The organism is Nocardia neocaledoniensis (assembly GCF_003182135.1).
GTDB classification, from domain to species: domain Bacteria; phylum Actinomycetota; class Actinomycetes; order Mycobacteriales; family Mycobacteriaceae; genus Nocardia; species Nocardia neocaledoniensis.
Genome location: NZ_QGTL01000001.1, coordinates 164,741 through 177,125, shown reverse-complemented (window position 1 = coordinate 177,125; position 12,385 = coordinate 164,741). Strand labels below are relative to the sequence as shown.

Sequence of the window (12,385 nt, the reverse complement as noted above, 5' to 3'; positions counted from 1 at the left end):
TTCGTTGATCACCGCCGCCGGAGTGTCTAGCCTGGAATCAGCTGCTCGGCGACTCGGAGGAAGCCATGAGCGACAGTGCGAGACAGGCCGCGAGATCGGCCAAGGGCAAGGCGACGATCGGCAAGGGCGCGCTGGGCAAGGGCACGCGCGTCACGGGCAAGTCCCGTGACCGGCTGCAATCCCAGTTGAAGAAGCAGTACGAGGCGGGCGCGAGCATTCGCTCACTGGCCAGGGCCACCGGCCGCTCGTACGGCTTCATTCACAACGTGCTCGTCGAATCGCACGTGGAGTTGCGCGGCCGCGGCGGCGCGAACCGGCGCAAGAATCCGGCCGACTGAGGAGCGGTCACCAGCCGGGTACGGCACCGTCCCCGCGCACCAGCAGGTGCGCCAGGCTGGTGAACAGCGGCAGCCCGGTCTTGATCTCCAGGTAGGCGAACTGGCCCTGCGGGTTCACCTCGAGGAAGTAGTACTCGCCGTCGAGGCCGAGGCGCAGATCGACGACGCCGAAACTCAGCCCGAGCGCGCCCATGAGAGTGGCCAGGGACTTGCTGACCGAGGCAGGGAGCCGGTCGGGCGCGAACCCGACCGAGGTGTCGAGCCGGGAATCGACCCGCCCGACACCGGCCTGCGAATCGATGCGCACCGTCCATTCGACGCCGTCGACCCAGACCACCCGCAGATCGCAGGTGGCCTCGACGTAGTCCTGGAACGTGGTCGGCGTCGACCGGATCGTGCCGAGCCTGCTCAGCTCGGGCCTGGTGACGATCCTGGTCTCGGAGAATTCGCCACGGCCGGTGCCGGTGCGCTTGTACACCACTGGGCCGGAACGGGATTCGACGAAACTGCGGGCCTCGTCCGGATCGTTGGTGATCAGCGTCTCCGGAATGGTGAAGCCCGCCCGCTGCGCCGTCTCCAGCTGGACGATCTTGCGGGCCGCCGTGCGCTCGGCGGCCGGGTCGTTGACCCAGTAGGCGGGGATCGACCAGAGCATGCCCTGGAGGAAACCGTCGCACTCGGCCTGGCGGAACGCGTCGTCGGCGGCGCGCACGCCCTGCGGGACCCGGCACGGATGGGGCCTGCGCCACCAGACCGCGCGCACGTCGTCGAGACCGTGGATGTGCGCGAGGGCGCGGTTGGTGCCCGCCTTGTCGAGCCGGAAACTGCCGGTCTCGGTGGGGAAGTCGCGCAGGTCCAGCCGGATCGGGTCGAGCCGGTGGTGTTCGCGGAGCGTGGCGGCCAGCGCATCGGCGTGCAGGTCGTCGGATTCGGAGACGATGAGCACCGCGTCGGTCGCGCGTTCCATGACCCGTGACCGTTTCAGTCGAGACTGTCGCAGTTGATGCCGTCGCGGAAGGTGAACGTGGCACCGGTGACGCCGCCGCGCTCGGCGATCCGCAGCTTGGCCGCCCAGGTACGGGTGGCCTGGGCCAGCAGATCGTCGCCGAGGGCCTCGGAGGGATCGGTGGCCAGGGTGATCGGCCGGTCGACGAGATCGACCCGCATACGGCGCGTGAAATCGGCGGTGGCGCCCGGCCGGATGTCCACGTGCACCTGCCGTTCGCCCGCCCCGGCGTGATCTTCGGTGAGCCGCAGGACATCCCGGCGGTCGAAGGTCCACGTTCCGTCGTCCACGCGCACCGAGATGTCGCGATCGGACTCGGCCACCAGCAGTCCGCGCAACGCCGGGCCCCGATGCCGGGGCGACGCGGTAGCGGGGAGGTGGATGGCGTCGGTCATGGGCACTCACTCCGATCTTCTCGTCTGCTCGCGATTTGCCAGAACCCCCGAAGGTGCTTCGGATCATAGCGTGCGCGCGGGCGTCGCCGAGGGGGTTCGCGAGATTTGCGGAGTGCCGGGCAAACCGCCGAGCGGCGCGTGATCGCCTAGCGGGAACAGAATTTCGGACAACCGGGACGCAGATCGGCGCGTCACCTCGGCAATCGATCAGCTATCGCGCCGGGCGGCGCGACGGCCAGCGTCGCCCCGGAATTGCTGGGGGAGGCGGACCGTGTCGCGCGGGTCAGAGGCCGAGCAGCTCGGGGTGTTCGGCGAGGTCGCGGAAGTGTGCGGCGGGATCGGCGATCAGCTTGCGCTCGGTCAGATCCATCGCACCCGCCACCACCGTGATCTCCGCCGACACGGTGCCGTCGAGCTTGAGGATCTGGTGGTGGAAGCGGAAGACCTTCCCGCCGTCGAAGTCGAGTTCGCAGGTCACCGTGATCTCGTCGCCGCCGCGCAACTCGCGGCGGTACTTGATCGTCGACTCGAGTACGACCGCGCCGATGCCGCTGGCGAGGAACTTGTCCTGGGGGATACCCGCAGCGCGCATCAGCTCCCAGCGGGCGTGCTCACCGTACTGGTGGTAGACGGCGTGGTTGAGATGACCCTGGGTGTCGAGCTCGTAGCCGCGGACGAGGACCGGTACGGAGAACGTCATACGCCGTAGAACCGCGGGCTCGCGCGTGGTTGTTCCCGTTTCGGGTGCAATCTCGGCCACAGTCGTGGCGTTCCGGTATCAGCGGCGCTGGGCCTCGCGTTCGGCGCGCCAGGCGGGCACGTCGAGGAAGTGGTTGTCGAATTCCTCTTGGGCGGAGAGGAATTCGTCGTGCGTGGCCTCGCCGCGGAGGAGGCGGTCGAGCAGGCGGAAGTACTCGAAACGCTGCACGCCGGGCATCAACGCGATGAGGATGCGCGCGCCGCTGTCCGGTGTCGCGCCGAAGGCGTGCGGCATGTGCCGGGGGACCACCAGCGAGCCGCCCGCGCCGACGGTGAGGATGTGGTCGCCCGCGAGCACCTGGAGCTCGCCGTCGGCGACATAGAACAGCTCGTCGGAGCGGGTGTGGAAATGCGGCGCCGCGCCGTCGGCGCCCCGGTCCATGGTGACCTCCAGGGTGCTCACGGTGCCGTCGCTGGCGTCCGCGTCGGTGAGCAGGCGCAGGCGGACGGAATCGGTGCCGAGGGTCTCGGCCTGCTCCGGCAGGCAGAGGGCGATGTCGCGCTGGTTCGTCATGGCAAGTCCATTCGCTGGTTGATAATTCGCCACCGAACTATATCTCAGCGAATAGAATCGTGTCCATGGATGAACCGGACGCCGTCGACGCCATCGCCGCCCAGTGGCGGCGCGAGCGACCCGACCTGGATCTGGCGGCGATGGCCGTCTTCGGCAGGCTGGGCAGATTGATGACCGTGGCGCTGGCGCGGATCGAGGCGGTGTTCACCGAACACGGCTTGCGGCGTGGGGAATTCGACGTCCTCGCGGCGCTGCGCCGCGCGGGCGCGCCGTTCGAGCTGAACCCCTCGGTCCTGGCCGACACCCTGATGCTCTCGCGGGCGGGCATGACCGGCCGGATCGACCGGTTGGAGGGGGCGGGGCTGGTCCGGCGCATCGCCGACGCGGCCGACCGCAGGGCGGTGCGCGTCGCGCTCACCGAGGAGGGCCGCGAGCTGGTCGACCTGGTCGTCGGCGACCATGTCAGGAACGAGACGGCGATGCTGTCGGTCCTCGACCCCGCCGACCGCGAGGCCCTCGACCGCATCGCTCGAATCCTGTTGCGCGGCTTGGAGAACTAGCCGATCCCCGGCGGCGCAACTATCACCGGGCAAGATCCCGGCGCGCGCAATCGGCGCTCAGGATTCCTTGCGGCGCACCGAGGCCTCGACGAGATCGAGGACGGCGGAGAGGTTGTCGTCGGTGTGGCCCGAGGCGATGCGGGCGATCAGGCCGTCCAGGACGAGGTCGAGATAGCCGAGCAGGACGTCGGTGGGCACGTCGTCGCGCAGCGCGCCCGCGGCCTTGCGGCGCTCGAGGCGGGCCAGGGTGGCCGCGGTGAGCTCGGCCGAGCGCTGGGTCCAGCCCGCGCGGAATTCGGGATCGGTGCGCACGCGGCGCGCGATCTCGAGCCGGGTGCCCAGCCAGTTGAATTCCTCCGGGCGCGCGAGCATGTCGCGCATGACCTGCACGATGCCCTGATTGGCCGCGACCTCGGCCATGCGCTCGGCGTCGTCCTTGGCCAGCGCGAAGAACAGCGCGTCCTTGTCGCGGAAGTGGTGGAAGATCGCGCCGCGTGAGAGGCCGATCGCCTCTTCCAGGCGGCGCACCGTGGCGCCCTCGTAGCCGTATTCGGCGAAGCAGCGCCGCGCGCCGTCGAGGATCTGGCTGCGCCGGGCGGCGAGATGGTCGTCGCTGACCTTGGGCATGAGTCCTCCAACGGGGATACACCGACCCCCGCCCCGGAGACCGAGGCGGGGGCTGTGGCATGACGGGCACTCTGGTCGAGTGCCCTGTGGCGCAACGCTATTCGAACATCACGCCACCGGGAACCGGACTGGTCAGCCGCGGATCATGTTGCGCAGCACGTACTGCAGGATGCCGCCGTTGCGGTAGTAGTCGGCCTCACCGGGGGTGTCGATGCGCACGACCGCGTCGAACTCCACCTTCGAGCCGTCTTCCTTGGTGGCGGTGACCTTCAGGGTCTTCGGGGTGACACCCTCGTTGAGCTGGGTGATGCCCGCGATGTCGAAGGTCTCGGTACCGTCGAGGCCCAGCGAGGACGCCGACTGACCGGCCGGGAACTGCAGCGGGATGACGCCCATGCCGATGAGGTTGGAGCGGTGGATGCGCTCGAACGACTCGGTGATGACGGCCTTCACGCCCAGCAGGCTGGTGCCCTTGGCGGCCCAGTCACGCGAGGAGCCCGAACCGTACTCCTTGCCACCGAGCACGACCAGCGGGATGCCCGCGGCCTGGTAGTTCTGCGAGGCGTCGTAGATGAACGCCTGCGGGCCACCGGGCTGGGTGAAGTCGCGGGTGTAGCCACCCGAGACGTCGTCGAGCAGCTGGTTGCGCAGCCGGATGTTGGCGAAGGTGCCGCGGATCATCACCTCGTGGTTACCGCGACGCGAGCCCAGCGAGTTGTAGTCCTTGCGGGCCACACCGTTGGCGTCGAGGTACTGCGCGGCGGGGGTACCGGGCTTGATCGGGCCGGCCGGCGAGATGTGGTCGGTGGTGACCGAGTCGCCCAGCAGCGCCAGCACGCGGGCGCCGGTGATGTCGGCGACCGGCGACGGCTCCATCTGCATGCCGTCGAAGTACGGCGCCTTGCGGACGTAGGTCGACTTCTCGTCCCACGCGAAGGTGTCGCCCTCCGGGGTGGCCAGGTTCTGCCAGCGCTCGTCACCGTCGAACACGGTGGCGTAGGACTTCTTGAACATCTCCTGGTTGATCGCCGACTTGATGGTGTCGTCGATCTCCTGCGGGGACGGCCAGATGTCCTTCAGGAAGACGTCGTTGCCGTCGGCGTCCTGGCCGAGGGCGTCGGTCTCGAAGTCGAAGTCCATGGTGCCCGCGAGCGCGTAGGCGATGACCAGCGGCGGCGAGGCCAGGTAGTTCATCTTCACGTCGGGGGAGATACGGCCCTCGAAGTTACGGTTGCCCGAGAGCACCGCGGTGACCGAGAGGTCGTTGTCGTTGATCGCGGCCGAGATCTCCTCGGGCAGCGGACCGGTGTTGCCGATGCAGGTGGTGCAGCCGTAGCCACCCACGTAGAAGCCGAGCTTCTCGAGGTAGGGCCACAGACCGGCCTTCTCGTAGTAGTCGGAGACGACCTGCGAACCCGGCGCCATGTTGGTCTTCACCCACGGCTTGGTCGACAGGCCCTTCTCCACCGCGTTGCGGGCCAGCAGGGCGGCGCCCAGCATGACCGACGGGTTGGAGGTGTTGGTGCAGGAGGTGATGCCCGCGACGACAACGGCACCGTGGTCGAGGACGAAGTCGCCACGCTCGGCCGAGCGCACGGTGACCGGCTTGGACGGCCGGCCCTGGGCGCCGTTGGCGGCCGAGTGGGCGGGCGCGGAGGCGTCACCGGCGTGACCGGCCGACACCGCGACGGGGTCCGAGGCGGGGAAGGTCTCGTCGACACCCTCGTCGAGCGCGGTGTAGTCGCCCACGTAGTTGACGATGTCGGAGCGGAAGGCGCTCTTGGACTCGCTGAGCAGGATGCGGTCCTGCGGGCGCTTCGGGCCCGCGATGGACGGCACCACGGTGCTCAGGTCCAGCTCCAGGTACTCCGAGTAGGCGGGCTCGTTGTCGGCGTCGTGCCACATGCCCTGCTCCTTGGCGTACGCCTCGACGAGCGCGAGCTGCTCGTCGGTGCGGCCGGTCAGGCGCAGGTAGTTGATGGTCTCGGAGTCGATCGGGAAGATCGCCGCGGTGGAGCCGAACTCGGGGCTCATGTTGCCCAGGGTGGCGCGGTTGGCCAGCGGGACCTCGGCCACACCCTTGCCGTAGAACTCGACGAACTTGCCGACCACACCGTGCTTGCGCAGCATGTCGGTGACGGTGAGCACCACGTCGGTGGCGGTGACGCCCGGCTTGATCTCACCGGTCAGCTTGAAGCCGACCACGCGCGGGATCAGCATGGAGACCGGCTGACCCAGCATCGCGGCCTCGGCCTCGATGCCGCCGACGCCCCAGCCCAGCACGCCCAGGCCGTTGACCATGGTGGTGTGCGAGTCGGTGCCGACACAGGTGTCGGGGTAGGCCTGGCCGTTGCGGACCATGACGGTGGGCGCCAGGTACTCGATGTTGACCTGGTGGACGATGCCCATGCCCGGGGGGACGACCTTGAAGTCGTCGAAGGCGCCCTGGCCCCAGCGCAGGAACTGGTAGCGCTCGCCGTTGCGCTCGTACTCGAGCTCGACGTTGCGCTCCAGCGCGTCGGCGCGGCCGAAGACGTCCAGGATCACCGAGTGGTCGATGACCATGTCGGCGGGGGAGAGCGGGTTCACCTTGCTGGGATCGCCACCGAGGGTGGTGACGGCCTCACGCATGGTGGCCAGGTCGACGATGCAGGGCACGCCGGTGAAGTCCTGCATGATCACGCGCGCGGGGGTGAACTGGATCTCGACGCTCGGCTCGGCCGAGGGGTCCCAGTTCGCGATCGCGCGGATGTGGTCGGCGGTGATGTTCGCGCCGTCCTCGGTGCGCAGCAGGTTCTCCGCCAGCACCTTCAGGGCGTAGGGCAGCTTCTCGGTGCCGGGAACAGCCGAGAGACGGAAGATCTCGTAGGAGTTGCTTCCGACCTCGAGCGTGCCTTTGGCGCCGAAGGTATCAATCTTCGTCACGTCAGCTCCACTCATGTGTGAGGGTGTGCCGCCGGCGGGGCTGTGCCGGCGACTCGCGTCTTCGGAGGGGGTTCCGGCGCCGTGAGATGCCGGTTTCCTCGCCGCACAAGTCTAACAGTACGCTTGTCCTAAGAAATACGCGGGGCCGCCCGAGCGTGGCGTGCGGACGTGCCCGCGCGCGCCGTCGCGTACTGTGCCTGTCGAGCGAGTCGGGGAATGACGCGTTGACGCTCACTCTGCAGTGTTGGCTGCCCGTCGCGACCGAGGCGACTGTGGCTCGACAGACCGGATGGAAGATGACCGTCTTGCACACCTTTGCGCCGATGGCCGCGGAACTGCCGCCGAATACCGTGCTGAGCAGTGTCGAGTCCGATCTCGCCGACAATCATGTCGCCGCTCCCAAGGGTGTCGATCAGGAGAAGCTGGCGGCGATCGTCGCCGAGGCGCGATCCGAGGGGATCCCGCTGAGTGTCGTTGTCGTTCCCGGAAACCCAGGGCACGACTCGAGCCTACGTGACCTGGCCACCGAGGTGGGCGAAAGTACCGAAGGCACCGTCGCGGTCTTCAGCGACGACTGGATCGGCACGCACAGCGACAGCATCAGCAGGGTGCGGCTGGAGTGGGCCGAGGACGGCGCCAAGTACAAGGGGAATCATCCCGAGGTGGCGGTGCGGGCCTTCGTGGACCGGCTCGAGCAGCCGGAGGGCGTGTCCTGGGGCTTGATCACCGGCATCCTGCTGACGCTCACCGCGCTGGTGATCGCCGGCCTCTACGTCGTCAAGGTCCGGCGCGGTCCCGACGTCGACGCCGCACCGGCCGAACTCGACTCCACCAGGTAACTGGTCTCACTCCAGTCACATTTCCAGACCTTTGGTCTGTTTCTTCTGGGTGAACGCTGTCTTCGATCAGGCTAATTCCGGGCAATCACCTAATCGCGTCCCCGACGTGCTGTGGCAGATGTTTCCTTCGGGAACTATGTGTCGTACGGTGACGGTGATCGTGATCGTGAAGGACGAGGTACAGGGGGCATTGGTCGACTGCTGAGGTCGATGGGGTGGGCTGATGCGCCGGTGGCGTTGGACGAGTCGAGTCACTCGGAGGTGCCGTGCGCAATGCGGGCAGGCAGGACGAACCAGGTCTATTACGGATAGCGGCGGGATTGCTCATGGCACTCGCGCTGCTGGCGAGCGCGGGACCCGTCGCGGCGGTGCCGCCGCCTCCACCCAATCCCTCCGACGGCGAGATCGCGGGCGCCGACGCCCAGGTCGACGCCCGCGTCGGCGAGATCGGCGCGCTGATCAACCGCGTCGCCGCGGCCGATCAGCAGCTGCGCGCCCTCGACGACGTCCTCGCCGCCAAACGCGAGGCGGTCAACCAAGCGCTGGTCGACCTGCAGTCGGCCCGCGACGCCGCCGACGCGGCCGCGGCCGCGGTCACCGACTCCCAGGCGCTGCTCGCCGACGCGGGCGCGAAGGTCGACGGCGCGCGTCGCGACTTCGACCAGCTCGCCACCCAGGCCTACGTGCGCCCGGTGAACAGTTCCGTCGTCACCTACCTGGCGTCCTCCTCGCCCGACACCGCGATGGATCGCGCGCAGGTGCTCGGCATGGTGTCGAAGAACCAGCGCCAGGTGCTCGACGACCTGCGCCGCACCCAGATCGCCCAGGCCAACCAGAACGCGGCCGCCCGCCAGGCCAAGGCCGACGCCGACAGCGCCGCCACCGCCGCCGAGCAGAAGAAGAACGCCGCGCAGACCGCGATGACGGTGGCCAAGTCCGAGTACGACACCCAGGCGGCCACCCGCGACAACCTGCAGCGCGACCGGGCCGCGGCCCAGTCGGCGCTCGACGTCGCCCGCGCGACGGTCGCCGGCCTGCAGAGCCAGCGCGAGATCTTCCTGTCCTGGGACGACCAGCGCAAGGCCGAGCTGACCGCGCTGCTGGCCGCCGCCAACGCCGCCGCCGCCAGGGCCGCCGCCGACCAGGCCGCCCGCGACCGGGCCGCCCGCCTCGGCGAGGGCCAGCGGCCGCACACCGAACTGGAATCCACGCCCGCCTCGCCGCGCAAGACGAAACCGAGACCGACCACGCCGCAGGTCACCGGGTCGGCCGCGATCGAGACGGTGATCGACCGGGCCATGTCCCAGCTGGGCGTCACCTACGCGTGGGGCGGCGGCGACGAGGACGGACCGACCCTCGGTATCCGCGACGGCGGCACCGGCGACGCGCACGGCGACTACAACAAGGTCGGCTTCGACTGCTCGGGGCTGATGCTCTACGCCTTCGCCGGGATCGGCGTCTCGCTGCCGCACTACAGCGGCTATCAGTACAACGCGGGCACCCGCGTCGACGTCGAGGACCGTGAACGGGGCGACATGCTGTTCTGGGGACCCGGCGGCAGCGCGCACGTCGCCCTGTACCTGGGCGACGGCACGATGATCGAAGCGCCGGAATCCGGTGACGTCGTGAAGATCTCGCCGGTGCGCGAGGACGGCATCATGCCCTACGCGGTCCGCATCGTCACCGAGTGAGGCGGACCGCGGTGCCCGTCCGCGGCCAGACCGCGGTGTGTGTTGGTGCTGCGGGGGAGACCGGCCGTGATCCCGGCGCCGGTCAGGTCACGGCGACCGAGGTCGCGTAGACGATGACATTGGCCAGGTAGCGGCCGTGGGCCGGGTCGAAGGTGCCGCCGCAGGTGATGAGGCGCAGACGGGCGGTGCCGTCGTCGGCGAACACCCGATCGGTGGGGAACTGTGTCTTGTCGACCGATTCGGTGCGGTCGACCACGAAGTGCGCGGTGCGGCCGTCGGCCCTGGTCACCCGGACCTCGTCGCCGGCCGAGAGTTCACCGAGCCGGAAGAACACGGCGGGCCCGCTGGTCGAATCGACGTGTCCGAGAATCACCGCCGGGCCTGCCTCCCCGGGGCTCGCGCCCGGCTCGAACCACGTCGCGCGCGCGAAATCGTCTGGCGCGGCGAGTGATCCGCTCGCGGTTGTGCCGCTGCACCCCGGGCTGGTGTCGAGTCCGATCCGCGGAATCTCCAGCCGCACCGGCGCTGAACGGTCCAACGGTGCGGCCGCCACGACACCGCCCGGCAGCACCGTGTCGGTGTGCGCGGGCGGCGGGTCGGCCTGGTGCGGGCCACGGGTGGCGGCGGTGAACAGCACCACCGCCACCCCGGCCATGGCCGTCGCGACGACGCCGCGCACCATGCGCGCCCTGGGCGCTCGCCGCTTCGCCGCGCCGAGCGTCCGGGCCGTTCGCGCTCGCGGCTCCGCCGTGCCGATCGGCTCGTTCATGCCCGATGGCGCCGTCCCGCGCGCCGGTCCCGCGTCAGCGTGACCGCGGCGCCGAGCAGTGCCAGCACGCCGAACCCCGCCAGCATCAGTCGGTTGTCGGTGAATCGCCCACCGGCGCCGGTCTCGGGCGCACCCGACGGAGTCCCGTACGAACTTCCGGCGCGATCGGTCGCCGCCCGGCTGTGCTCCGGCGTGATACCCGCCGTCGCGTCATCGCGCCCGCCGGTCGGCACGGAGCCGCCGGCACTGCCTCGGGGTGTCGCCTGCTCGCCCGGCGCCGGCGAATTCCCCGGAGCGGTGTGCTCGCCCGGCCTGTCCGAGGTCCCCGGCGCGGGCGTCGAGAGACCCTGCGACGAACCGGCCCCCAACGCCGCACCGCCGAGCGCCGCACTACCCGCCGCGGCGCTCCCGACCGCCGCGCTGCCGACTCCGGCACTTCCTACGGCTGCGCTGCCAACTCCGGCGCTTCCTACGGCTGCGCTGCCAACTCCGGCGCTGCCGAGTGCCGCGCTGCCGGTGGTTGCGCTGCCGAGTGCCGCGCTGCCGGTGGTTGCGCTGCCGAGTGCCGCGCTGCCGGTGGTTGCGCTGCCGAGTGCCGCGCTGCCGGTGGTTGCGCTGCCCAGCGCCGGGCCGCCTGTCGCCGCGCTGCCGGTGGCTGCGCTGCCGAGTGCCGCGCTGCCGGTGGTTGCGCTGCCCAGCGCCGGGCCGCCTGTCGCCGCGCTGCCGGTGGCTGCGCCGCCTGTCGCCGCGCTGCCGGTGGCTGCGCTGCCCAGCGCCGGGCCGCCCGCCGCCGCGCTCCCTGTGCCGAGGAGCAGCGCGAGGGTTGCCAGGCTGCTGCCCAGTCCGCCGGCGCTGCCTGTCGCGAGTGCGCCCGCGCTCCCGGTACCGAGCGCGCCGGCGCTCCCGGGGCTGAGAAGGGCGCCCGAGCCGAGTGCGGCGCCGCTGCTGAGCGCGCTTCCGGTGTCCAGGAGTGCGGTGAGTGCGCCGAGCCCGGTGGCGCTGCCGGTCGCGGACCCGCTCGATCCGAGCAGGCCGGTGGCGAGGGCGCTGCCGGTTCCGAGGGTCTCGGTGCTGCCGGTGGCGAGCCCGCCCGAACTGCCTGACGCGAGCGCGGTTCCGGCATCGAGTGCCGACGAGCCGGCGGCGGCCGACCCGCTACCGGCGCCGAGTGCTTCCGTGCTGCCGGTGGTGAGGGCGCCCGAGCTGCCTGACCCGAGCATGGTTCCGGCACCGAGTGCCGCAGACCCTGCAGCGGCCGATCCGCTGCCGAGTCCCGATGCGCTGCCGGTCGCCGTCTCGGCTCCGGTACTGCCTGTGCCGAGGCCGAGTTCGGTGCCCACGGAGCCACCGGGGTCGGCACTGCCGGTCGCGGCGGATCCGGCTCCGGAACTGCCTGTGCCGAGGCCGAGTTCGGTGCCAACGGAGCCACCGGGGTCGGCGCCGCCGGGCGCGGCGGACCCGAGGCCCGCCGAGCCGGTGTCGATGCCGATCGAGCCGATGTCGGGCAATACCAAGGGTTGCGCGTTCGCGAGGGGAGCGACGGCGAGGCCGAGGGCGGCGACGGTGGCGACGGCCAGCAAACCGCGGGACAACCGGAGAGGGGGAGAGAACCGCATGGAGATCACCTTTTTCGACGGGAAACCTCCGACGAGCCGGGAGTGCGGCGCTGAACTGGACCGGCATCCGGAGATAAGCCATGGAACCGCTCAGCCGTGTGGATAAATACCCCCTGAGCTGTGTGTCCAATGACACTGACGCGCCCTGTCCTGCGCTGACCTCGGCCTCGGCGTCCGGTCGATTCCCAATCGTTACCCTGGCTAGCCATCATGACGCGGATCATGTTGCCCATAGGTTGCTGAGTGGTTTGCGGCGCAGGGAACGCACCCCGCGTCGCACGGTGCGGTCGGCGTTCGACATGCGTAGGGTGACGGGCAACCGGGGCCGGGTGATACGACGAATTCG

At 70.1% G+C, this 12,385-nt stretch carries 12 protein-coding genes; 4 read left to right on the top strand and 8 right to left on the bottom strand.

From position 1 onward, the window contains the following. Positions 1-65: 65 nt before the first annotated feature. Positions 66-338, top strand: a complete 273-nt coding sequence (locus DFR69_RS00825) for a helix-turn-helix domain-containing protein (protein WP_232999520.1) — start codon at positions 66-68, stop codon at positions 336-338. A gap of 7 nt (positions 339-345) precedes the next feature. On the opposite strand, the gene DFR69_RS00820 is transcribed toward DFR69_RS00825, so the two are convergent. The 4 genes from DFR69_RS00820 to DFR69_RS00805 all read right to left on the bottom strand — a co-directional run bounded on the left by DFR69_RS00820 (position 346) and on the right by DFR69_RS00805 (position 3,012). Next, positions 346-1,305 carry an MvdC/MvdD family ATP grasp protein gene (locus DFR69_RS00820; RefSeq protein WP_110035466.1) on the bottom strand — a complete coding sequence of 320 codons (960 nt, stop codon included), beginning with the start codon at positions 1,303-1,305 and terminating at the stop codon, positions 346-348. Between the two features lie 14 nt (positions 1,306-1,319). Next, the gene (locus DFR69_RS00815; protein ID WP_110035465.1) at positions 1,320-1,739 is read right to left on the bottom strand and encodes a hypothetical protein; all 420 of its coding nucleotides are present in this window, start codon (positions 1,737-1,739) and stop codon (positions 1,320-1,322) included. A gap of 283 nt (positions 1,740-2,022) precedes the next feature. Then, positions 2,023-2,439, bottom strand: coding sequence for an acyl-CoA thioesterase (locus tag DFR69_RS00810; protein WP_110035464.1), 417 nt, complete (start codon positions 2,437-2,439; stop codon positions 2,023-2,025). A 78-nt stretch (positions 2,440-2,517) separates the two neighbouring features. Continuing rightward, entirely contained in the window at positions 2,518-3,012 is a 495-nt protein-coding gene (locus tag DFR69_RS00805) for a cupin domain-containing protein (protein ID WP_110035463.1), read from the bottom strand. 65 nt (positions 3,013-3,077) lie between these two features. On the opposite strand from DFR69_RS00805, the gene DFR69_RS00800 reads away from it, so the two are divergent. Further along, on the top strand, positions 3,078-3,572 hold the full coding sequence (locus DFR69_RS00800) for a MarR family winged helix-turn-helix transcriptional regulator (protein ID WP_110035462.1): 495 nt from the start codon (positions 3,078-3,080) through the stop codon (positions 3,570-3,572). 57 nt (positions 3,573-3,629) lie between these two features. On the opposite strand, the gene DFR69_RS00795 is transcribed toward DFR69_RS00800, so the two are convergent. Both DFR69_RS00795 and acnA read right to left on the bottom strand, forming a co-directional pair. Beyond that, positions 3,630-4,199 carry a TetR/AcrR family transcriptional regulator gene (locus DFR69_RS00795; RefSeq protein WP_110035461.1) on the bottom strand — a complete coding sequence of 190 codons (570 nt, stop codon included), beginning with the start codon at positions 4,197-4,199 and terminating at the stop codon, positions 3,630-3,632. Between the two features lie 132 nt (positions 4,200-4,331). Then, a complete protein-coding gene (gene acnA / locus DFR69_RS00790; protein WP_110035460.1) occupies positions 4,332-7,139 on the bottom strand; it encodes an aconitate hydratase AcnA in 2,808 nt (935 codons plus the stop codon). Positions 7,140-7,420: 281 nt separating this feature from the next. On the opposite strand from acnA, the gene DFR69_RS00785 reads away from it, so the two are divergent. Together DFR69_RS00785 and DFR69_RS00780 are read left to right on the top strand one after the other, a co-directional pair. Further along, positions 7,421-7,963: an Rv1476 family membrane protein gene (locus DFR69_RS00785; protein WP_110035459.1), complete on the top strand. Its 543-nt coding sequence runs from the start codon at positions 7,421-7,423 to the stop codon at positions 7,961-7,963. 326 nt (positions 7,964-8,289) lie between these two features. After that, positions 8,290-9,654, top strand: a complete 1,365-nt coding sequence (locus DFR69_RS00780) for an NlpC/P60 family protein (RefSeq protein WP_146229178.1) — start codon at positions 8,290-8,292, stop codon at positions 9,652-9,654. A gap of 82 nt (positions 9,655-9,736) precedes the next feature. Here the strand turns inward: DFR69_RS00780 and DFR69_RS00775 are convergent, their stop codons facing one another. Together DFR69_RS00775 and DFR69_RS00770 are read right to left on the bottom strand one after the other, a co-directional pair. After that, on the bottom strand, positions 9,737-10,423 hold the full coding sequence (locus DFR69_RS00775) for a class F sortase (protein WP_110035457.1): 687 nt from the start codon (positions 10,421-10,423) through the stop codon (positions 9,737-9,739). Next, positions 10,420-12,039, bottom strand: coding sequence for a beta strand repeat-containing protein (locus DFR69_RS00770; protein WP_146229177.1), 1,620 nt, complete (start codon positions 12,037-12,039; stop codon positions 10,420-10,422). The genes DFR69_RS00775 and DFR69_RS00770 overlap by 4 nt, the downstream gene beginning before the upstream one ends. Between the last annotated feature and the right edge of the window lie 346 nt (positions 12,040-12,385).